The organism is Porphyrobacter sp. YT40, assembly GCF_006542605.1.
Lineage (GTDB): Bacteria > Pseudomonadota > Alphaproteobacteria > Sphingomonadales > Sphingomonadaceae > Erythrobacter.
Window position 1 is genome coordinate 1,733,833 of sequence record NZ_CP041222.1, and the last position, 22,092, is coordinate 1,755,924.

18 protein-coding genes are annotated in these 22,092 nt (G+C 64.2%); 6 read left to right on the plus strand and 12 right to left on the minus strand.

The window, feature by feature from the left end; translation table 11 throughout:
• Window positions 1-40: 40 nt before the first annotated feature.
• From E2E27_RS08065 to E2E27_RS08105, 9 genes are all read right to left on the minus strand, one after another.
• Complete coding sequence (locus tag E2E27_RS08065; RefSeq protein WP_181443626.1) at window positions 41-3,019, minus strand: TonB-dependent receptor domain-containing protein; 2,979 nt, start codon at window positions 3,017-3,019, stop codon at window positions 41-43.
• A gap of 416 nt (window positions 3,020-3,435) precedes the next feature.
• Complete coding sequence (locus E2E27_RS08070; protein ID WP_141458460.1) at window positions 3,436-5,634, minus strand: TonB-dependent receptor; 2,199 nt, start codon at window positions 5,632-5,634, stop codon at window positions 3,436-3,438.
• 34 nt (window positions 5,635-5,668) lie between these two features.
• The gene (locus tag E2E27_RS08075) at window positions 5,669-5,848 is read right to left on the minus strand and encodes a hypothetical protein (RefSeq protein WP_141458461.1); all 180 of its coding nucleotides are present in this window, start codon (window positions 5,846-5,848) and stop codon (window positions 5,669-5,671) included.
• A complete protein-coding gene (locus E2E27_RS08080) occupies window positions 5,845-7,020 on the minus strand; it encodes a PepSY-associated TM helix domain-containing protein (RefSeq protein WP_141458462.1) in 1,176 nt (391 codons plus the stop codon). Before E2E27_RS08080 ends, E2E27_RS08075 begins: the two co-directional genes overlap by 4 nt.
• Window positions 7,017-7,247 carry a hypothetical protein gene (locus E2E27_RS08085; protein WP_141458463.1) on the minus strand — a complete coding sequence of 77 codons (231 nt, stop codon included), beginning with the start codon at window positions 7,245-7,247 and terminating at the stop codon, window positions 7,017-7,019. The genes E2E27_RS08080 and E2E27_RS08085 overlap by 4 nt, the downstream gene beginning before the upstream one ends.
• Before the next feature lie 322 nt (window positions 7,248-7,569).
• Window positions 7,570-7,851: a hypothetical protein gene (locus E2E27_RS08090; RefSeq protein WP_141458464.1), complete on the minus strand. Its 282-nt coding sequence runs from the start codon at window positions 7,849-7,851 to the stop codon at window positions 7,570-7,572.
• 183 nt (window positions 7,852-8,034) lie between these two features.
• Window positions 8,035-9,606: a catalase gene (locus E2E27_RS08095; protein WP_141458465.1), complete on the minus strand. Its 1,572-nt coding sequence runs from the start codon at window positions 9,604-9,606 to the stop codon at window positions 8,035-8,037.
• Window positions 9,607-9,719: 113 nt separating this feature from the next.
• Entirely contained in the window at window positions 9,720-10,412 is a 693-nt protein-coding gene (locus tag E2E27_RS08100) for a Brp/Blh family beta-carotene 15,15'-dioxygenase (protein ID WP_234036244.1), read from the minus strand.
• A 131-nt stretch (window positions 10,413-10,543) separates the two neighbouring features.
• Window positions 10,544-11,467 carry a bacteriorhodopsin gene (locus E2E27_RS08105; RefSeq protein ID WP_234036245.1) on the minus strand — a complete coding sequence of 308 codons (924 nt, stop codon included), beginning with the start codon at window positions 11,465-11,467 and terminating at the stop codon, window positions 10,544-10,546.
• Window positions 11,468-11,501: 34 nt separating this feature from the next.
• On the opposite strand from E2E27_RS08105, the gene E2E27_RS08110 reads away from it, so the two are divergent.
• The 6 genes from E2E27_RS08110 to E2E27_RS08135 all read left to right on the plus strand — a co-directional run bounded on the left by E2E27_RS08110 (window position 11,502) and on the right by E2E27_RS08135 (window position 18,331).
• Window positions 11,502-12,905 carry a DUF2254 family protein gene (locus tag E2E27_RS08110; RefSeq protein ID WP_141458467.1) on the plus strand — a complete coding sequence of 468 codons (1,404 nt, stop codon included), beginning with the start codon at window positions 11,502-11,504 and terminating at the stop codon, window positions 12,903-12,905.
• Window positions 12,902-13,228 (plus strand): hypothetical protein, encoded by a 327-nt coding sequence (locus E2E27_RS08115; RefSeq protein ID WP_141458468.1) that lies wholly within the window; start codon window positions 12,902-12,904, stop codon window positions 13,226-13,228. Before E2E27_RS08110 ends, E2E27_RS08115 begins: the two co-directional genes overlap by 4 nt.
• Before the next feature lie 315 nt (window positions 13,229-13,543).
• On the plus strand, window positions 13,544-14,173 hold the full coding sequence (locus E2E27_RS08120; protein WP_141458469.1) for a TetR/AcrR family transcriptional regulator: 630 nt from the start codon (window positions 13,544-13,546) through the stop codon (window positions 14,171-14,173).
• Window positions 14,170-15,855, plus strand: coding sequence for an MFS transporter (locus tag E2E27_RS08125; RefSeq protein ID WP_141458470.1), 1,686 nt, complete (start codon window positions 14,170-14,172; stop codon window positions 15,853-15,855). Before E2E27_RS08120 ends, E2E27_RS08125 begins: the two co-directional genes overlap by 4 nt.
• Window positions 15,852-16,961, plus strand: coding sequence for an HlyD family secretion protein (locus E2E27_RS08130; protein ID WP_141458471.1), 1,110 nt, complete (start codon window positions 15,852-15,854; stop codon window positions 16,959-16,961). The genes E2E27_RS08125 and E2E27_RS08130 overlap by 4 nt, the downstream gene beginning before the upstream one ends.
• A gap of 5 nt (window positions 16,962-16,966) precedes the next feature.
• Window positions 16,967-18,331, plus strand: coding sequence for an efflux transporter outer membrane subunit (locus E2E27_RS08135; protein ID WP_141458472.1), 1,365 nt, complete (start codon window positions 16,967-16,969; stop codon window positions 18,329-18,331).
• Window positions 18,332-18,376: 45 nt separating this feature from the next.
• On the opposite strand, the gene E2E27_RS08140 is transcribed toward E2E27_RS08135, so the two are convergent.
• The 3 genes from E2E27_RS08140 to E2E27_RS08150 are packed head-to-tail and all read right to left on the minus strand — an operon-like array spanning window position 18,377 to window position 22,045.
• Window positions 18,377-20,509 (minus strand): xanthine dehydrogenase family protein molybdopterin-binding subunit, encoded by a 2,133-nt coding sequence (locus E2E27_RS08140; protein ID WP_141461712.1) that lies wholly within the window; start codon window positions 20,507-20,509, stop codon window positions 18,377-18,379.
• Window positions 20,510-20,553: 44 nt separating this feature from the next.
• Complete coding sequence (locus E2E27_RS08145) at window positions 20,554-21,540, minus strand: FAD binding domain-containing protein (RefSeq protein ID WP_141458473.1); 987 nt, start codon at window positions 21,538-21,540, stop codon at window positions 20,554-20,556.
• On the minus strand, window positions 21,527-22,045 hold the full coding sequence (locus E2E27_RS08150) for a 2Fe-2S iron-sulfur cluster-binding protein (RefSeq protein WP_141458474.1): 519 nt from the start codon (window positions 22,043-22,045) through the stop codon (window positions 21,527-21,529). The genes E2E27_RS08145 and E2E27_RS08150 overlap by 14 nt, the downstream gene beginning before the upstream one ends.
• Between the last annotated feature and the right edge of the window lie 47 nt (window positions 22,046-22,092).

Here is a 22,092-nt window from a genome sequence, read left to right on the forward strand (position 1 = left end):
GGACACCCGCCCCCGATTTTTGCGCCTCGCGGCGTCGTGCTTAGAAGCCGAGCTGGTCGGTGGTGAACCGGACGCCCGCGTAGAAATAGCGGCCCATCCAGCCCACACCCTGCTGGAATGCCAGCCCACGGGTGGGGAGTTCGTTGGTGAGGTTGTTCACCCCGAGGAAGAAGCTGCCCCGTTCGTCATCCGTGCTGATTTCCGCGCGGATGTCGTGGATGAAGCGATCGTTGATCGTCAGCACCTCCGGCGCGGCGATATCAGGATCGCCGGCGATTACGTCCTTCTCGAAGCGGAGCTGGTCGCCGATGTACTGCACGCCGTAATTCAGCGTGAAGTTGTCGAGCGTCCAAGTGACGTCCGCCGTGCCGACCCACTCGGGCGCACCGTTTTCACCCTGATTGTCATCGACGATCCCGCCATTGGCCGGCAGCACATTCAGCTTGTCGAGATAGCCTACCGTGCCGCGCAGGTTGAACCGGCCGAGCGACCCGCTGCCGGGCGTGAAGGCATAGTTCACCGTCACGTCCGCACCCGCCGTCTCGATGAAGGCGACGTTCTGCGGCGAGAGCAGGTAGTTGGTGACGAAGCCGTCGGTGGTCGACCGCGTGATCGCATCGCAGAACACGTTGTCGAGCGTTGCCGAATCGACGCAGAACTCCGCCGTTTCATTCAGCGACGGCGTGCGCACCGCGTCGGTCAGACGGATGTCGTACCAGTCCGCCGTGATCGTCAGCCCGCGCACGAACTGCGGTTGCAGAACAACGCCCGCCGTCCAGGTCGTCGCGCTTTCCTCGGTGAGGTTGCGGTTGCCCGAGAACACGCCTTCACGGCTTGCGCTCGCATTGATGTCGCTGGCGGGGTCGAAGGTGTCGAAATCGACGCCCAGACCTTCGATCAGCGCGCGGCAGTTGGCTTCGCGGAACTGGGTCCCCTGATTGAGGTTTTCCGGCCCGCACGGATCATCGATGAAGGCAAAGGTTCCGCTGCGCGGCGAGAACAGCTCGGTGATGTTCGGCGCACGCACCGACTCCGAATAGCCGCCGCGGAAGCGGATATCGCGGATCGGGGCCCACTGGCCGTTGATCGACCATGCTTCGGTCGTGCCCACGGTCGAGTAGTCCGACAGACGGCCCGCCACGGTGAATTCGAGCACCTCGAAGAACGGACGGTCGGACAGCAGCGGGACGTTGATTTCACCGAAGGCTTCCCACACATCGAAGCTGCCGACTTCCGGAGCAAGCAGCGCGAGATCGGCCAGCACACCCGAACCTTCATCGAAATCGGTGACCTGGGTGGAGATCGCGTCGGGCTGGAAGTTGCTCTTTTCCTTGCGATATTCCCCGCCGAACGCGAAGTTGACCGCGCCGCCGGGCAGTTCGAAGAAGTTGCCGAAATCGCCCGAAATGAAGGCGTTGGCGACATGCTGTTCGATCCGGTAGCGGTTCGACGTGTCGGTCAGCACGAAGTCGAGCGCCGCCTGGCTGGGTGCGCCCTCCCCGAAGATGTTGAGCGGCACGCACTGGCCCGGCGTAAAGGTCTGCGGTGCCTGACCATAGTTGCCGTTGCCCGCATCCACGATCGCCCCGCCGTCGAGATTGACGCGGCAATCGAACACGCCGTTCGGGGTGCCGGTGTTGAACTGGCCCACATCCACCACGTCGAGCGCGGCAAAATAGCGGTCTTCGATGCGCTGGTTGGTCGAGATGTATTGCGTGTCGTTGCGACCATAGACGTAGCTCGCCTCGAACCTGACGTTCGACGAGAGATTGCCGTCGATCCCGATCACACCGCGATAGAGGTCACGCTCGAAATTCTCGTTGCGCGTGCCGAAATCGAAGTTGTCGCGGTTGAACAGCAGGCCGCCGAATTCATCGAGGCCCGCCGCGCGGACGTTCTCCGGGATAAAGGGGTTGTCTTCCGAGATGAAGGTGAAGAAATCGAACGAAGGCTGAGCGACCGTGAAGTTCTTCGAACGCACATACTTGCCTTCGGCGAACAGCCGCACGTCCGGTGTGAGTTCGAAGTTGAACAGCGCGTTGAAGGAGTGATGCTTGGTCCCGGCCTGCAGGTCGCCCTGATAGTCGTTGATCGGGGTGTTGTCGCCGCCCTGCGCGAGGAAGCCCGATTGCGGCAGGAAGGTGCCCGGATCATAGGGCCGGCCGTCGCCGTTGAAGACCGGGGCGAAGCTGCCGTCGATCACCAGCGCGCCGCCCGGCGAGCTGTCGGCATAGCCGATCTGGTTGAGGAAAATGTTGTCCGGCACGTTCGGATCGTCGGGAATGTCGTTCGGATTGCGGACCAGCGTGTCGGCCTCGTAGCGCCCTGCGGGCCGGTCACCGAAACCGACGCGGCCATCCTTGCGGAATTCGTAGTTGAGCGCGATGTTGCCGCGATCGTCGGCGAAGTTGGTGCCCACCGTCGCCGAGAAGAACTTGCTGTCGGCATCGCCGAAGTCGGAAATGCCGTTCTGCGCGCGGATATCAATGCCTTCGAAGTCACGCTTCATGACGAAGTTGACCACGCCGGATACGCCGTCCGCACCGTAGATCGACGACACGCCGCCGGTGAGAACGTCGACGCGCTCGATCAGGCTGACGGGGATGGTGTTGGTGTCGACCCCGGCCTCGCCCGAAACGCCCGCGACATGGCGACGGCCGTTGACCAGCGTCAGCGTGCGGTTGGCACCGAGGTTGCGCAGGTTGAGCAGGTTGACCCCCGCCGCGCCGGTCCGCGCCTGCGAGCCGGCCGCATCGAAATTGGTTTCCGAATTGAACAGCGCCGGGGTCTGCGAGAGCAGTTCGGTGACATTGTTGACGCCCGACTGGATGATGTTTTCCGAGGTGATCGCGACCACGGGGGTGGCGGTCGCGGCTTCGGGGCGCTGGATGCGCGTGCCGGTGACGACGATCGCTTCGCCTTCGGCCTCGGTCGTTTCCGTGTCCGAAGGCACAGCATCCTGCGCAGCGGCAAGCGAAGGCATCGCGACGCTCAGACCGATCGCGCCCACGGTCAGCATGAGCTGCGCACGGCGGCGCCTAACATCATTACAAATCATTGAGAAATATCCCTGTTCGAGGTCTTGGGTTCGGTTTGCTCACATGCGACACCGGCAGGCAGGGGGCGCCTGCGGCAAGGGGCCGCTGCGGACAAGGACGGAGCCCTGATAGGTATTCCTTGGCGCTCGCAACCAAATCGGGCGGTGATTTCGACCAACCGCGATCCTTCCGGGACGAATGGAGAGCTTTGGCAAGGTGCGGGACAGCATCGGGCAAATGACCTGCCATCGCAGTTAGCGACATCGGATTGGCAGGATCGGCGACAGCGCGGCTCCGCCACAGAGCCGCGAAATTGCCGCTGAACTGGCGGGCGCCAAAATCGGAATGTGCAGATACGGTGCCGGTCGGTGACTGTTCCGACCGGCCCGCTCGCGCGTCAGAAATCGTAGGTAACCGAGGCCTTGAACGTGCGCGGCGCACCGAGTTGCAGATCGGGGCGGAAGCTGTCGAAGGCCGAGGCCCAGTAATCGGCATCCGCCACATTATCGAGATTGACGCGGAAGGTGAGTGGCGCGCCTCCCACCACCGCGACATAGCGAGCACCCAGATCGAAGCGCGTCCACTCCTCGAGGAACAGCGTGTTGTCGATGTTCGCGGCCTGCTCGCCGGTATGCACCACGCGCCCGGTCAGCGTCAGTGCGGGGATGAACGGCACGTCCCATTCGAGGTTGGCGTTGAGCAGATACTCGGGCACCCCCACCGCCTGCGCGCCTTCGTTGACGCCGTTTTGGGTGCGGCGCAGCTTCGCGTCGACCACCGATCCGCCCGCGATCAGACGCAGCCCCTTGGTCAATTCGCCGGCCACGGTGAATTCGACGCCGCGGTTGCGCTGGATGCCGAAGGGGCCGAATTCCAGCGCGTCCGTCTGGCCCGGGGCAAGGCGCAGGATCGCGGTTTCGCGGTCGATCTGGAAGGCTGCAAGCGACAGGTCGATACCGCCCAGCGTCATCTTGCCGCCGACCTCGTATTGCTCGGACACGAAGGGCGCCAGCACTTCACCCGCGTTGGTGACCGGAAGCGGAGCCCCGCCGGAAGGGTTCGCCCCGCTGGCCGGTGCGACCGCACCCTGCACCAGCGCTTCGATGCGGTTGGCATAGAGCGACAGGCCATCGGCGGGCTTCACCACCAGACCGAACACGGGGGTGAGCTTGTCCTCGTCATACTCGCTTGTCAGCGCGCCGGTGGCGTTCGAATAGGATTTGGTGTTGATCGACTGCAAGCGCACCCCGGCGGTCAGGAGGATACGGTCATCCCAGAAACCGACCGTGTCGGACAGAAAGCCGCTCGTCAGGCGGCTGCGACCGATCGGAAACGGATCGTCGAGGTCGCCGCCGACGAAAGTCACCGTCGTCGAAGGGGTTACCGTGACCGGCGCGTAAAGATTGTTGCTCTCGGCCGAGAGGGCGTAGAATTCGAAAGCGTTGCGGTTGACCAGCCAGTTGATCGATCCGCCCGCGTTGACCTCGTGCGTGACCCCGCCGGTGGCGAACCTGGCACGCAGACCTGCGGTGGCAGCCTCGTTGTTGTCGGTGCGCGGGATGAAGGAACTGCTGACGGTGATCTCGCCGGTGGCGGCATCGACGAGGGTCGGCGTGCTGTAGACGCCTTCCTCCGCTCCGTCGCGCGCGCCGAATGCGGCATAGACCATCACGTCCCGGGCGATGTCGTATTCGACCCGCGCCTGACCGAAGATGTCGCGCAGGGTGGTGTATTGCCACGGCTGGCCGAAATTCGTGTCGGCATCGGGCGCATCGGGGATCACCGCAAGGCTATTGACGCTCAGCTTGGGCCGGAAGTGGGCGACCTTGACCCGCTGATAGGCCAGATCGAACGAGGCGCGCAGCGGCCCGGAGTTGTAATCGATCGCCGCCCCTAGAACATAGGTGCTGCGGAACTCGTCGTCGATCGCCACATCGCCTGCGCGCGCGGTGCCGTTGACGCGGATGCCCCATTGGCCTCCGCCCCCGAAGCGGCGTGCGATATCGAAGCTGCCGCCGACGTGCTCCGGCCCAGTGAAGCCCGCCGTGACGCGGTTTATTGCGTCATCAGTGGCGCGCTTGGGGATCAGGTTGACGCTTCCCCCGATGCCGGTGCCGCCGGGGGCCGCACCGTTGAGGAAGGCGGTCGATCCGTTGAGCACCTGCACCGATTCATAAAGTTCGGGTGCGACCAGCTGGCGCGGCATGATGCCATACAGCCCGTCATAGCCGATATCGTCCCCCGCGAGCGCAAAGCCGCGGATCGCGAACAGCTCCCCAGCGATGCCGAAGCCGGTCGTGGTGCGGATGGTCGGGTCGTTCTCCAGCACCTGCCCGAGAGTCTGCGGCTGCTGGTTGAGGATCAACGCGGCATTGTAGCTACGAATACTGAACGGCACATCGGCGGCATCCTTGTCACCCAGAACGCCCACGCTGCCCTGCTGTTCGACACCCGACTGGTTGGCACGCTGGGCCGTGACGATGATGAGATTCTCGTCATCTCCGGCGAGTTCCTGCGCGGCAACGGGCGCCGAAAGGGGGGCGAGGCCGAGCGATGTGGCAAGCAGGAGGCGGCGGCGGAAGGCGAGTGTCGTCACGATGCGTGTTCCTTCAGAAGGCAAGATAGAGTTTTCAGGTGAGGCGGCGGGCCATGGCCCAACGCACGACGACCAGCGGAGCGGCTAGCGCCACCCATGCCGCAGCATCGCGCCAGCCCTCGCCGGTCAGGGCGACGATCAGGCCCGCAAGGCCGACGGCAAAGATCGCCAGGGGCCATGCGAAGATCACCGACAGAGGCCGGGCGCGGCTCATTCCGCAGGCTCGGCAATGGCGGCGACGTGCGTCCGCGCGGAGGCAGGCGCCTTGCGCTTGGCCAGCCACAGGTAGAGCCCCGTGCCCAGCACATGGATGGTGAACAGTGTGAGCACCGCCCACAGCAGCTTGAGCGGAAGGCCGCCGTAATCGCCGAAATGCAGTGGGCGCGACAGGGAGAGCGCCTGATAATACCACGGCATGGCCCGCGCATCGGTAAATTCGCCGGTCTCGGCATCGACCAGCGCCGGGGTCAGCAGGCGCTCGGTCAGCGGAGTGTCGCCCTGGAAGAACACGGCATAGTGATGGTTCGAACTGAAGGTGCCGCCCGGAAAGGCGATGAATTGCGGATTGTTGCCCGGCAGGGCCGCACGTGCGGCCGCCATGGCCGTGTCGAGCGAGCCGTAGCGCGCCGGATCGAGCGGGGCGCGTCCGGCATAATCGCGGGTCATGGCTGCCAGCTCGTTGGACTTCCACGCGCTCTCGATCGGGACGGCGAGGGCGTTGATCACACCCGTCAGACCGACGACCAACATCCACGCGAGCCCGACGATGCCGAGCAGATTGTGGTAATCCAGCCACTTGGTGCGGGCGGCCTTGCCGGTTCGCAGCGTGCCGAAATCGAGCTTGCGCATGAAGGGGGCGTAAAGCACCACGCCCGATACCAGCGCGACCACGAAAGCCGCGCCCATCGCGCCCAGAAAGAGCATTCCCGGCAGACCGAGAAACATGTCGGTATGCAGTTCCAACAGGAAGTGCATCGCTGCGCCGACCCCGCTGGCACTGTCTTCCGAGACGGCGCCGACCAGTTCGCCCGTCGAACGATCGAAAGACTGGATCGTCATTTCCGACGCCGGAGAATCCGGACGCGGGCCGGTCGTAATCGTCATCGAAGGCTGGTCGTTGTCGAAGGCCATGTAGAGCGGCACTTCGCCCGGTCGGTTGGCGAGAGCGCGGGCCAGCATCTCGTCGAGCGGCAGCAGTACGGGTGAGGTGCCGGACGATCCGATGCCCGGCGCGCCGTAGGTCGGTAGATCCTCGGTCAGCCAGTCGATTTCGTCATGGAAGATCAGCGGCAGTCCGGTGAGGCAGAGCATCAGCAGGAAAGCCGTGCTGACAAGGCTGGCCCACTTGTGAACGGCTGCCCATGCCTTGATCGTGCGACGTGTCATGCCGTGACCTCGATCAGATCGACGCGCCTGCTGATAAGACCCCCGCACATGGTCAAATGACGCGCCTTCACCGTTCCTGCCTCTACGATTTCTGAATCGCCGCCTATCGGCTCGTGCCGCAGTTGTAAATGCAAATTATTCGCAATATCGGTCGTGGCCTGCGCCGCGACATGGTTCGCAAACGTCGACGAACCGGTCACACGCAGTGTGGTGACTTGGCCTCGCATCGCGGTACCGGCGTTGGTCGAAGTGCATTTTTCAGGGGGTCGGGATGTCCCGCGACGAAATAGCTGCGGGCTGGCCGATGAGGCATTTGCAGGGACCGGCGCTATTGTGCGCGCCTCTGTGTCTCGACCATCCAGGTCGCCGCGATCCGGCCGTTACGCTCTAGGCGTCCGACGATCTTCGCCTCAAATGTTCGTCAGCGAGCGCTGCGTTGCTGGCAGCTAATCCGCAGTCGCCACTTGTCTTCAAGATTGAGCCGAAGCAGGCATGAGAGATCGGAAGGATCCGACCGTCACGTTTTATTCGGAGGAAATCCGTGACATGTCACTCGGGTTCGGATTTCTGGTCCTCGACAGCATCGGCACCGGTCATCTTGTCCTCGCTCACTGGCAAATCCGGGGTCGGTTTGACATCCACCTCATCGAGGTCCTGACCTTCGGCCGTGCCGAGATTGGGATTGGGCTGCGCATCGTCACCGCCCATCATTTCCGAAGTGCCTTCGGTCGGATCGGTGGCTGCATCGTCATCTTGCGCCGCAGGTACGTTGCATGCGGCCAAGCCAAGGACGATCGATGCCATGGCGGCGGAGGCTGCGAGCTTTTTCATGATCCGGTGTCCTCGTGTCTGTTAGCCAATGAAGACCGAAGCCGCCTCATCCCCGAAAGTTCCATCACGTCATGCAAAGGCCGATCAAGGCCGTCTGCTGACGTTTAACACCAGACAAAAATCGGCACCAAGGTGTTTGAAAGGGGACGGCAATCAAGCCCGCCCCCCTTCCGGCAACGGCGGCTATTCGGCCGCATCACGCAAAGGACTGATTGCGGAGGGCAATGGCACATCCTCGCGTGCCGTAATGGACTGCGCCGACATCATGCCTTCCGATTGGCTTTTCCCGCCGATCTTGTCGCGTACCGCCTTCTCGATGCGCCCTGCGAGGCTCTCGTCGACGCAGGCCCAGTAGTCGAAGGCGCGCTTCAGCACGGGTTCGCTGACACCGTCGGCAAGGTGTCCGGCGACATTGCCGACGAACCGGTCACGCTGGGCATCGTCCATGACCTCCATCACCAGCGCGCGTGCCTGGCTCCAGTCGTCGTCATCCTCGCGCAGACTGTAGGCGGCGCGAACCATGTCGCCATCGGCGTGCCACGTCGCCTCGCCGCCGACCTGCGGCTGTGCGTGAGGCCCGCCATAGGAATTGGGCGCGTAGACCGGATCGACCTGCTTATCGATGCGCATGTGCCCGCCCTGCGAATAGGAGTGTACCGGCGCGATCGGCGCATTCACCGGGATCTGCTTGTAGTTCGTCCCGAGCCGCGCACGATGCGCGTCGGCGTAGGAGAAGCCGCGGGCAAGCAGCATCTTGTCAGGCGACAGGCCGATGCCCGGCACCATGTTGTTCGGCTCGAACGCAAGCTGTTCGATCTCGGAATGCCAGTCGGTCGGATTGCGATCGAGCGTCAGCGTGCCGACGTCGATCAGGGGATAGTCGCCGTGCGGCCATACCTTCGTGAGGTCGAAGGGGTTGATCCTGTAGCTCTTGGCATCCTCGAACGGCATGATCTGCCACTTGAGCGTCCAGCTGGGGTAATCGCCGGCTGCGATGGCATTGAACAGATCGCGGCGGTGATAGTCGCTGTCCTCGCCGGCCATCTTTACAGCCTCATCCTGCGTGAAATGGGCATTGCCGCGCTTATCGCCGACATTGGTGATGAAGTGAAACTTCACCCAGAATTTTTCGCCCGCCTCGTTGATGAGCATATAGGTGTGGCTGCCGTAGCCGTTCATTTCGCGCCAGTTCTTCGGCACGCCGCGATCGCCCATCAGATAGGCAACCTGATGCGCGCTTTCGGGCGAGAGCGTCCAGAAATCCCACATCATGTCGTGATCGCGCAGACCGTTGTCGGCGCGGCGCTTCTGGCTGCGAATGAAATGCTGGAACTTCATCGGATCGCGCACGAAGAACACCGGCGTGTTGTTGCCGGCCATGTCGAAATTGCCGTCCTCGGTGTAGAACTTAACCGAAAAGCCGCGCGGATCACGCCAGGTATCGGGGCTGCCGCGTTCGCCCGCGACGGTGGAGAAGCGCATCGCCACGTCGGTTTTGATCCCTGGCTGGAACAGCTTGGCCTTCGTGTATTGCGATACGTCCGCAGTCGTCTCGAAATGACCGAAAGCGCCCGACCCCTTCGCATGCGGGCGCCGCTCGGCAATATTCGTGCGATTGAATTGCGCCATTTCCTCGAGCAGGTGATGATCGTTCAGAACGATCGGCCCATCGCGTCCCAGCGTCAGCGAGTGTTCGTCGCTCTGCACGGGGATGCCGGCATCGGTGGTCGTGGGCGGGGCGGCATTGCGGGTCATGGCAGGTTCCTTCGGCGGGGGCTTTGATCCAGTGTTAAGACCAGATAGCCCGCGATGTTCCTGTCGCCGCTCGATCACGTGTGCCCGTATCACCACGGGAGAGAGAGCCGGTATTACGGCCGCAGATCGCCGGCGAGCATATGCGGGACCGTCATGCCCACAGCCAAAGCTGCGGCGACCGGCAGGCTTATAACGCCGCCGAACACGAGACCGGCGACAATCATGCCGCCGATCGCGGCCAGCACCAAAGTCGGCAATACGGCGGCGAAGGTCGGGCCGGGGCCGAACCGCTCCAATTGTCTGATGGTCTCCGGAAGGGCGTGAAAGGCAAGGAAGCTGAGCCCTACCGCCAGGACCGGATGGAGAAGCACGCCCGCCAATACGGCGGCTATCGCAGCACGGCTACCGCGCCTGTGCTTCAGGCGTGCGGCCATCGCCATGACGATGCCGATCGCTCCCAGCGTGGCGAGACCCGTCATGAAAAGCGATGGGATCGGTGCGCCTGTCAGCCGCGTGAAGATGTCGCGGGTCGTGTCCGGCCAGAACAGTGCGCCCCCGCCGATGATGACAAGCGCCAGCGCTATCGCTGATTGCGGATGATGTCCCCGCGGACGCCCCGCTGCGGCGAAGTGCCATGCGGACAGGGCAAGGAAGGCAACAAGGCCAGCGAACGGCAGCGCGATGAACAGGCCGGCAAATCCGATAGCGAGAGCGACATAGGCCACAGCTTCGGGGATGGTATAGGCGGCGAGCGTCCGTCCATCTTCCAGCGCCGCTCCGTGGGCGAGGCCCGCAGCGAAGAACATCCCACCGACCAGCAGGATCGCGCCGATTCCCGCAATTTGCGCAAGGGCCGCGAGCAGCGCCGCCGATGCAATGATGGCCCCGGCGCTATGCCGGGGCCATTGCGGCGACGCGAGTTCCGCGCCGCCTGTCATCAGTCACCGCGCGACGAGGCGACGGCTGCACCCAGCGGCGACACTTCGAGAGCCTCGGCAGAAGGCGCGTAACCCTCGAGCGCGCTGCGACGCAGGACATAGCGGCTGAGGATGATGCCGTAGACAAGCTTCGAGGCAATGTCCGCGATCGAGTAGAGCAGCTGGCGCGCGACCACCACATCGCCGTTGAATCCGAGCTGGGGCAGGGCATAGGCGATCGGATAGATCCCCCAGGTGGCGAGGAAATACCACCAGATGTTCTTCGGCCAGGCGACCAGTTCGCGCGGGCTGAGTTCGATGGCCCGGGTGATGACCCCGCGCACCTCGATGATCAGCCAGACGAAGAACAGGGTCGAAATCACACCCCAGATGTTGAGGCGCGCCCAGTCTCCGCTCTCGCCGAACTGGCCGTAAAGCCCGGTCCAGATCATCAGCACGGCCGGAATGATCATGCGCAGCGACCGCTTGTGCAATTCCGGGCGCGGCAACGCGAAGGCGATCGCAAGCTGCGTCAGCAGGATCGGAACGGTGATCGTCCAGTTGCCGTAGCGATAGGCATTGGTGAAGGTCTCGCCGTCGGCCAGCGGGCGATAGACCCCGCCGATGAATTCGTAGCTGGCACGCCAGAGATTGAATTCCTGCATCAGGCTCAGCCCGGCGCTGAGCATGACGATGGACGACATGATCGGCACCAGCCTGTAACGCGGCGCGAGCTGCAGGCTGGTCATGAGGAAATAGAGCAGGAACGCGAAATGCGCTCCGAAGCTGACCATCAGGATCAGCGACCCCATCGTGTACTGCCCGGAAGTCAGCGCGACGAGGTTCTCGATATTGCCGACACGATCGGCCAGGGTGCCGGGGTCAACCCCCATCGTGGCAGCAGGCGACGCGGCAAGCGTCCCCGCAGCAGGTGCAACGCCCATACAATACTCCATTGCGAAAGGGGCCCGGCGAAATTTGCCGGATGATCGCGGCACAAAGGAGAGCGAAGCGGCTTTGGTTCCACGCGAAACAAGAGATTTCAAACGGAAGGCAATCACCGGCATGGCGCGTCATCTACCGGTCAAGGGCCAAGCGGGATGGCTGCTCCGCAAACTGGTGGGGAATTACTGGGCGCTGGCAGTGGCCGCCGTGATCCTCGGTGTCCCGTTCGCCTTGGGCGTGCTTGCGCTGGATCGCGCGGGACTGGCCGGCTGGCTTGTCGCTTCCGATCTCGCCCCCGTCGCCACGTCGGAGACCGCCCGCGATTTCGCGGGTGTGGCCGCTGGCGTCAACGCAGCCTTCATCAGCCTGTACTTTTCGATCACGCTGATCGTGCTTTCCTTGGCGGCGAGCAATCTGGGGGTGCGCCTGATCGACCGCTGGCTCGACAAGCGGCTGGTTCGGGTTTCGATCGCCGGCCTCTCGTTCAGTCTCGCCGTGACATTGTGCGCCATGCTGGCAATCGATCCCAAGGCCGACCTTGCGCAAACGCCGCTTGGGCTGACGGCTGTGGTGCTGATGCTTCAGCTGGTGAACCTGGCCATGCTGGCCGTATCCCTGCACGATCTCGGCCGTTCGATGTTCGTCGACCGAGCGATCGCTGCCCTCTGCCGTGATGCGGCGAACCCTCCGGCGACGATCAGCGTCCGGCTCGAAGGTCCCTCGCACAATTGGGTCACCGTGCTTGTCGCCCCGCGGGATGGCTATGTGGAAGGGATCGATTGTGACGCCGTGGCAAAAGCGGCGCCGACTGCCACTGCGATCCGGATTTGCGCAGCCCCGGGCCGTCACGTGGCCCGCGGCGAACCGCTGATCGAGGTCGCGGAGGGTGTCGGTTCGGCCCCGGTCGACCTGCGAAAGCTCGCGCGCGCGGTGCCGATCGGCGATTATCGCAGCGACGGGCAGGGCACGGTATTTCGCGTTCGCCTTCTGGTCGAGATCGCCGCTCGCGCGCTTTCGCCGGCGATCAACGATTTCTACACGGCGCTCGCCTGCGCAGACGCGCTCATGGTGGTCATGCGCGAACATCGACATACGTGGGTAGGCGAGAACCAGCTTGCGTGCTGGGCCCACGATCCGCGCGTTGAACTGCCCGGGCAGGACTTCGCCAGCCTGTTCGGCGATCCGCTGGCCGCCTTCCGGCAGGCAGCCGCCGACTATCCCAGCGTTTCGATCCGGATGATCGACAATGTTGCGCGGCTTATTGCGGCGACCGAAGCGCCCGACGCGCTTCATTCGCAATGGCATGGCTGGTTGGCAGATCAGGTACGCGCGATCGCAGGACATGCCCTCTCGCGGGCGCAACACGAAGCAGATCGCCGGGCGATTGCCGCGCGGCTCGATCGCTTCGATCGGCTATCAGGCGACATCCGACCGTGAAGCACCCGGTGACACCGGACGGACGCTATTTTGTCGTGCGCGGGCGATTGTGGCGCTGCTCCGACCCGGCCTTGCCGGAAGCGCACCGCGCGAAACTGGTCGAAACGCTGATGGCAGCGCGCCGCGCAGTCAAAGCGGCTTTGCAGACCGGAGATGAAGCGTCGCTCGCCGCAGCCCGGCGCGAGGTGCACTCCGCCAAGCTCGCGCTCGGCGAGCGCGGCCCACCATGGTGGACTGATGGGGCGCCGGACTTCAATCGCTTCCTGGTGCGCAATTCTCCCTACGCCGCGTGGTTCGCCGGGTCGGAGATTGCGGATGATTGATGTGTCCCACCTTCCCGGAAGCTATCCCGCCCAATTCGCCGTGGCTGGTGAGAGCCATGAGGATTTTCATGCATTTCCTCCTGTTACTTCGAAAGTTCCGGCCACCTCTGTAGGGCCGGATTGGCGATTCAACCGCCAGCTGTCCTTCTGGTTCGCGATATTATTTTTCGGCAAGATGGAACACTTCGCAAGCCACCGCCTATCTCTCGCATCGGGTCGCACCGCGAGGCGGACAGGCGACCTGACCTGCTTTATTCAACAAGCATTGAATAAAGCGCCGTTCGGTCTTATGTTGCATCGCACAAGGAATGATGCATGGCTGAACGACGGGGACGAGGACGTCCCAAGGATACCGATACCGACACCAGCGTCGCGATCACACGCGCCGCCCTGCGCCGCTTTGCCGGACAGGGTTTCGAAGCGACCTCGCTGCGCGAAATCGCGAAGGATGCGGGCGTCGACGTTGCCCTGATTTCCTATCGTTTCGGCGGCAAGCTGGGCTTGTGGAAGGAAATCGTCTCGCAAGCGGGATCAGACTTGCGTGCGGCGTTGGAGCAAGCGCTCGATCAGAGCCGGGCTGCAAGCGCGCAGCACCGCATCGACTATTCGGCCCGCGCTTTCCTGTCCTATCTGCTTGCCCGACCCGAGGTTCCTCGCCTGCTGCTGCGCGACATCACGATCGACAGCGACCGGTCGCAATGGTTGCTCGAAACGCTTTCGCTGCCGCTGCATCGCCACTTCATCGATCTTGCGCAGGCGGCGGCTGACGCGGCCGGGACGACGCCGTCTCACCTTCCCTTCAAGATGGCGAATTTCATCTATTCTGCCGCCAGCGCAGTGGCGCGGCGCGAACGTCTGGGAAAGCTGGTCGATGGCCTCGATACAGATGCCCAGTTCGCCAGCGCGCTCGAAGATACGCTGATCGGGGAAGGCATCCTCCCGTGACCGACCGTGCGCCCCTGATCGACCACATCGACGGTTACCGGTTCAAGCCGCATGAAATGCCGATTCTGCCCGGCTCACCTGCCAACCCGGACCACCCGCCGGCGCGCCGTGCGGCCTATCTCGCGATCGGCGTCTTCATGGGGCTGATCGGCGGTGCGCAGAATGGTTTCCTGCTCGCCAATGCACCGGCACTTCAGGCCGAATTCGCACTGACTCCGGTCGAGACGGGCTGGCTGACGGTGGCCTTCTATTCGACCTACGCCACGATGAGCATGCTGCTGTTCCGCGTGCGGCAGGAATTCGGCATCCAGCCTTTCGTTCGCTGGGCCATGGCCGGGCTGGTTGCGGCCAATTTCATCCAGATGATCGGTCCCGGCTATTACCCCGAACTTGCCGCGCGCGCCGTCGCGGGCATCACCGCCAGCGGGCTGTCGGCGCTGGCTATCTACTACCTGATGCAGGGACTTCCCGCTGCCATGCGCGTCGGCGGGCTGGTCATATCGCTGGGGCTTGCGCAGGTCGCCTTCCCTCTGACGCGCGCGCTGTCGCCCGCCCTGCTGGTCGATGGGGACATCACGCATATCTTCCAGTTTCAATTCGCCCTCTCGCTGGTAGGTTTCGGCTTGGTCCACGCACTTCGCCTTCCGCCCGGAATTCGCACGGAGACGTTCGAGCGGCTCGACATCCCGAGCATTGCCCTGTTCGTGATCGGGGTCGCTGCCCTGTGCGCGTTCCTCATCCAGGGCCGCATCCAGTGGTGGGACACACCCTGGCTTGGCTATGCCCTGATCGTCGCCATCACCGCGCTGGGCGGATGCTTCCTGATCGAAGCGAACCGCAAGAGCCCGATGCTCGATCTCAGCTGGCTGTCGAGCCGGGCGATTCTTGCGCTTGCGGTGATCGGTGCGACGGTGCGCATTCTGGTTGCCGAACAGGGGTTTGGTGCCAGCGGACTGTTTGCTTCGCTGGGTTATGGCAACGAGCAATTGACGGGCTATTTCTGGGTTCTTTCCGGGGCGACCTTTGGCGGCATGGCGCTGTCTGTGGTGCGGCTCGATCCCAAGGACCTCACCCGTCCCATTCTTTTCGCGATCCTCGTGATCTGCGTCGCTGCCTTTGCCGACACGCGCACCGGAGCCCTGACGCGGCCCCAGGATCTCTATCTCACGCAAGCCGCAATCGCCTTCGCCGCGGTCTTCGCGATGGGACCGATCATGATGGAGGGAATGCTGCGCGCACTGGCTGCGGGGCAAAGCTACGTCATCAGCTTCATCGCGATATTCTCGCTCTCACAATCGATCGGCGGCCTGGCGGGCATCTCGCTGCTGTCCGCGTTTCACACCGTGCGTCTGAAGACGCACCTCATCGATGCGGGAAGCACGCTCACGCTCGCAAATCAGCAATTGGCACAGGCGCTCGCAAATGCCGCGCAACGGGCCGCGCCGCTTCAGGCCGACCCCGCGCTGCAACAACAGGCGGCCGCCGCAAGCATCTCGCGTGACGTCGGACGCGAGGCGGCTGTGCTCGCCTTCAACGATGTTTTCGTTCTCATCGGCACCTTGTCGGCGGTGACCTTCGCGGTCGTGCTGGTGCCCTGGCTCATCGACAAAATTCGCGGGCGCAATCCGCTCGCCAAGGAATTGGCCTTCCTGGAGGCCATGCTCGCAAGGACAAGACAATGACCGATCAGACCCCGGCACAGACCGAAATCAAGACCGCCGATGCGGCCGCTTCCCGGCAAGAACGGGGGTGGGCCCCCAATCCTTCCCGCCGCCGGATCGTGGTGGCGGTCGGGGCGATCCTGGTCGGCGTGCTCCTTGCCTTGTTCGCGTGGGGGCTTCCCCCTTTCGCAGGCGGCGACGAGACGACCAACAACGCCTATGTGCGCGGCCGCACCACTGTCGTCAGCCCGCAGGTGGCAGGCTATCTGGTCGACGTGCCGGTGGCGGACTTCCAGCGGGTGGAGCAAGGCCAGCTGCTCGCCCGGATCGACGATGCACCCTACCAGCAAAAGCTCCAGCAGGGCGCGGCCAATACCGCAGCGCAGCAAGCGACCCTGGCCAACAGTGCGCAAAGCCTCCGTTCGGCGCAGGCTCAGCTGGAGCTGCAGGATGCCGCCGTTGCTGCTGCCCGCGCGGGGCTTCAGAAAGCGCAGGCCGACATGAATCGCGTCGCCGAATTGGCCGACGAAGGCTCGATTTCCCTGCGCGAAAGGGATCAGGCCCGTGCAGCCCTGCTGCAGGCTCAGGCCGGCGTCAGGCAGGCGCAGGCGCAGCGCGCAATCGCGGCGGAAAATGTGCGCTCGGTCAGCGTGGGCCGGGGTGCGCTCGAAGCGCAGGTCGCCGGAGCAGAGGCGACCAAGGGCCTCGCCGAATTCGAGCTTTCGCGCACCGAAATCCGTGCGCCGCGGGCCGGACGGTTGAGCGAAGTCAGCGCGCGTGTCGGCCAACTGGTCACCGCCGGAACCCAGCTGATGTATATCGTCCCCGACGATCTGTGGGTGGTCGCCAACTTCAAGGAGACGCAGACCGCGAATATGGCGGTCGGCCAGCGCGCCACGCTCGAAATCGATGCCTTAGGCGGTATCGAGCTTACCGGCCGCGTGCAGAGCATCGCGCCTGCGGCCAGCAGCGAATTCAGCCTCGTCAAGCCGGACACCGGCGCGGGCAATTTCGTGAAGGTGCCTCAGCGCATCGCCGTGCGCATCGTGCTCGATAAGGGACAGGAGGCGGCGCGAAGGCTCGGTCCGGGGATGTCGGTCGTTGCCACCGTTCATACGGAGGATTGATCGTGATGAACCGTTCAATGGGTCTGCTGACCGCTTCCACCCTCCTCCTGTCTGCCTGTGCGCCCGCATTACAGGATGCTCCGGCCGCCATTGCCGTCGCTCCGCCGACCGACTGGCGGACAGACCTCGGGGTCACCGCTCCGGTCGAACGGGACTGGTGGAACGCGTTCGGCGACCCGCAGCTTTCGCATCTCGTCGAAAAGGCGCGGGCGAACAACGCGGACGTGCGGGTCGCCGCTGCACGTGTGGACGAAGCGCGCGCGACCGAAGCGGGGTCGCGCGGCTTTCTCCTGCCTTCGCTGGGGGCAGGGGCAGAAGGCGGCGTCCGGCGCGAGGTCTTTCCCTTCGGCCAGGCGCAGACCTTGATCGCGGCGCAGCCGACATTTCAAGCCTCTTACGAGGTCGATCTTTTCGGCAGGAACGCCGCCCGGGTCGATGCCGCAGAAGCGGGAGTCGCCGCCGCCGCCGCGGGCGCGGAGGCCGCGCGGCTATCGGTGAGTGCGGCGACGGCCAGCGGCTATATCACCCTGCTCGCGCTCGACAGTCGGCTTCAGGTCCTGGAGCAAACGCTGGCGGCGCGGCAAGATGCGCTCAAGTTCGCCCGCGATCAGGCCGAGGTCGGTTACACGTCCCAGCTTCCGCTGAGGCAGGCAGAGGCCGAGTATCAGGCCACCGCGCAGCTTATCCCGCAATTGAAGGCGCAGATCGCGCGGCAGGAAAACGCGCTTTCGGTTCTGACCGGCGAACTGCCGGGTGCGATCGTGCGAGGCGGGACATTGGAGGGGCTGCGCCTTCCTTCTCCGCCCGAGACCCTACCGTCCCAGCTGCTGCGCCGCCGTCCCGATGTCGCAGCGGCGGAATATCGCATCGCTGCGGCCGACGCGAAAATGCGCATGGCGCGCGCCGACTTCATGCCTTCGGTCAATCTGGGTGCCTCGGCGGGGCTGGTTCTGTCCGACCTGCTGGCCAACCCCGTGGGCGTGTGGTCGCTGGGGGGCAGCATTCTTGCCCCGATCTTTCAGGGCGGGAAGCTGCAGGCGCAGCTCGACGGAGCAACAGCCCAGCGCGATCAGGCGGCCTGGGCATATCGCTCCACCGTGCTGAACGCCTTTGCCGAGGTCGAGGACCGCATGGCGCTGCTGGCCAATCTGAAAGATCAGGAGGCTGCGCTTGCATCCCAACAGACTGCCGTGGCCGATGCGCTGCGTCATGCACGCAACCGCTACCGCGCGGGCTATTCCCCCTATATCGAGCAGGTCGATGCACAGCGCGCGCTGCTTGGCGTCGAACTGTCGCTCATCCAGGTGAAGGCCGACGAGCTGACGACAATGGTCGGGCTTTATCAGGCCGTTGGCGGATCGCCCGGATAGAAGCCAAATTCCTTATCGCTCAGATGGTTACGACGCCAATCTGTCTCAGGGGAGATTGGCAAGCACGCTGTCGGGCGTGACGGGATACTGCAAAACCCGCGCGCCGCAGGCGTTGTAGATCGCGTTGCTGATCGCCGCCGCGCCGCCGCACATGCCCAGTTCCCCGATACCCTTGGCCTCAATCGGGCTGGCGATGGCATCGCGCTCTTCGATCAGCAGGACATCCAGATCGGGCACGTCGCGGTTTACGGGAACATGATACTCGGCGAGGTCGCAATTTACCAGATGACCATCGCGCGGATCGAATTCGAGCGCTTCGGTCAGGGCCGTGCCGATACTCCAGGTCAGCCCGCCCAGACATTGCGAGCGCGCGGTGCGGCGGTTGAGCACGCGGCCAAAGCCGAACGCGCCGAGCATCCGGTCGACCCGTGTTTCGCCGGTGAAGTGGTTGACGCGAACTTGCGCAAAGAAGGCGCCGAACCCGGCGGCGGTGTAATCTTCCTGTTCCTTGGCGGGCTTGTAGTGCCCCTCGTGGGAGAGGCTGTCACCGCCGAGAACATCGGTCAGCTTGCGACCATCGCCTGCCTTGCCGTTGCAAAGTTCGAGCGCGTCCTCGGCCACGCGAAGCCGCTGCGCTAATTCTTCGCGGATCGCCTGACAGGCGAGATAGGCCGCCGAGCCGATTGAGGCCGCGCCCCAGCTTCCGCCCGATCCGGGACCGCGGGGGTGGCGCGTGTCGCCGATGTCGACCAGCACGCTCGCAGGGTCGAGACCCAGCATCTCCGCGACCATTTGGGCGAGGATCGTATAGGTTCCTGTGCCGATGTCCGTCATGTCGGTCTCGACCCGCGCCGTTCCGTCAGGCGACAGCGTCACACGGGCGCGGCTTTCCTGCGTGTTGTGGATGCGCGCGCCGCTCGCCATGCCGGTGCCGATCCACCATTCGCCCTCGCGCCGCTGGCGCGGCTTGCGCGGGCCTTCGTCCCACCCGAAGGCTTCGGCGCCCTGCTTCAGGCATTCGGCGAGCTTGTGCGAACTGAAGGGGAGACCGCTTTCGGGATCCTTGTCCGGAATGTTCATCAACCGCAGTTGCACAGGGTCGATCCCCGATGTCTCGGCGAGCATATCCATCGCAGCTTCGAGTGCGGGCATGCCCACGGCCTCGCCCGGCGCGCGCACGGATCCGGCGGTCATGCGGTGAATCCGCGCGAGATTGAGCTTCAACTCGCGGTTCTCGCCCGCATACATGAAGTGCGAGGATTGCAGCACAGGCTCGCAAAATTCCTCGCCGGGGAGGTTCGATACGAGCGCTTCGTGACCGAAGCCGATCAGCTTCCCTTCGGCCGTCGCGGCAAGACGCAGGCGCTGTGTGGTCTCGGACCGCCGCATGATGCCTTGGAACACCTGCTGCCGCGAGAGCACCACCCGCACCGGGCGGTTCAGCTTCATCGATGCGATCGAGGCTGCCACCACATCTTGACTGAGCCCAAGCTTGGACCCGAAACCGCCCCCGACATAGCGGGCAATCAACCGGATCTTGTCCTCGGCAAGATCCAGCGCGTCGGCCAGTTCGGTGATGTTGTAGTTCAGCATCTGGAGCGAGGCATGGACCGTCAACCGCTCGCCATCCCACTCGGCGATGGCGGCGTGCGGTTCCATCGCTGCAGACGCATGGCCCTTGGTCGTGATCGTCACATCGACGCTGTGCGCGGCGTCCTTCATCGCCTGTGCCAGATCGCCCTGGCTGACGGTGTCGTCTTCCTGCTCCTCGGGCGTGACATCGGCCGGATCGAGCGGCAAATTGGGTGAGGCATCATATTCGACAACGATGCGCTTGGCGGCATCGCGCGCCTGTTCGAAACTCTCCGCAACCACCAGAGCGATGGGCTGCCCCCAATAGCACACAGTGACGGGGTCTTGCTGCGGCGCCTCGTCGGCGGTGCCTTGCGCCGCGCGCGTGGTGAGCCGCTTGTCGTCGATCACCGCGATCACGCCCGGCATTGCCAAGGCCGCTTCGGTGTCGATGCGTGTGACAGTGCCGTGGGTGATGTTGCTGGTGACCAGAACACCCTCGGCGCAGTTGTCGAGCGGATACTCCGCCGCGTAGCGGGCCGTACCGGTCACCTTGGCCAGCCCGTCGATCCGGGGGAGGGGCTCGCCCAGCACGCCCTGCTTCATGGTGTCGAGGCGCGCTTCGCCTTCGGTCTGGGTTCGGGTCGTGCTCACGCTGCATCCTCCACGGCCTGCGACAGGACGGCATGCAAAGTGCGCCGTGCCAGCGGGATCTTGAAATCGTTCTCGCCAAACCCGCGCGCGGACTGGAGGAGAACATCGGCTGCCTTGTCGAACAGGGCATCGCTGGGCGCTTGGCCGAGTAGCACTTCGCCGATCTCCGGATCGAACCACGGCTTGTGCGCCAGCCCGCCAAAGGCGAGGTCGGCGCGGCTGAAGACGCCGTTCTCGATGGAGATCACCGCCGCAACCGAAACCAGTGCGAAGGCATAGGACGAGCGTTCACGCACTTTGCGGTAGTAATGCGCACCGCTCACAGGCGCAGGCAGGGTGACGGCGGTGATGATCTCCCCGTCCTCCAGCACATTTTCGCGCCACGGGGTGTCGCCGGGAAGCAGGTGAAATTCGCGGACCGGCACGGATCGCTCGCTGCCGTCGCCCTTCATGGTGTGAACCATTGCATCGAGCGCACTCATCGCGACGGCCATGTCGCCGGGGTAGGTGGCAATGCATTGATCGCTGGTGCCGAGCACGGCGTGAAGCTTGGCAATCCCCTCGATCGCGCCGCATCCGCTGCCGGGATCGCGCTTGTTGCACGGCTGGTCGATATTGGTGAAATAGAAGCAGCGTGTGCGCTGACACAGATTGCCGCCGGTGGTCGCCTTGTTGCGCAGCTGCTGCGTCGCCCCGGCAAGGATCGCGCGGGCCAGCACGGGGTAATCCTGCCGAACACGCGGGTGCACCGCGGTCGCCGTATTGGTGACCAGCGCGCCGATCCGCAGGCCGCCATCGGCAGTGTCGGCAATGTCGCCGCCGCCGAGCCTGCTGATGTCGGCAAGGCGCGAGGGCGTTTCCACCTGCAGCTTCATCAGGTCGAGCAGGTTCGTGCCGCCTGCAATCATCAAGGTATCGGTATCGGACGCCAATTGCGCGGCATCGGTGGGCGACTTGGCGCGGACCAGCTCAAACGGTTGCATCGGCACGCTCCTTCGCCACATCGCGGATCGCGGCGACGATGTTGGCATAGGCGCCGCAGCGGCAGAGATTTCCGCTCATCCGCTCGCGGATTTCCTCCTCATTGCAGGTCACTTCGGCGGTAAGATCGGCGGTGGCATCGCTGGGCCAGCCCATCGCGATTTCATCGAGCATCGCCTTTGCCGAGCAAATCTGGCCCGGCGTGCAATAGCCGCACTGGAAGGCGTCCTGCGCCATGAAAGCATTCTGCAGATCGGACGGGTCATCCGGCCCACCGATCCCTTCGATCGTGGTGACCGCGTCGTCTTCATGCATCGCGGCAAGCGTCAGGCAGCTGTTGATCCGCAGGCCGTTGACGATGACCGTACAGGCACCGCACTGGCCATGATCACAGCCCTTCTTGGTCCCGGTCAGGCCGAGGTCGTGGCGCAGGAAGTCCAGCAGCGACGTGCGCGGATCGGCGGGAAGCGGTTGCGCTGTGCCATTGATGACGATCGTCGCGGTCATGTCGTGCTTCTCCTCGCAGGCCTTGGCCGTTCGCGTCGTGAAAATGT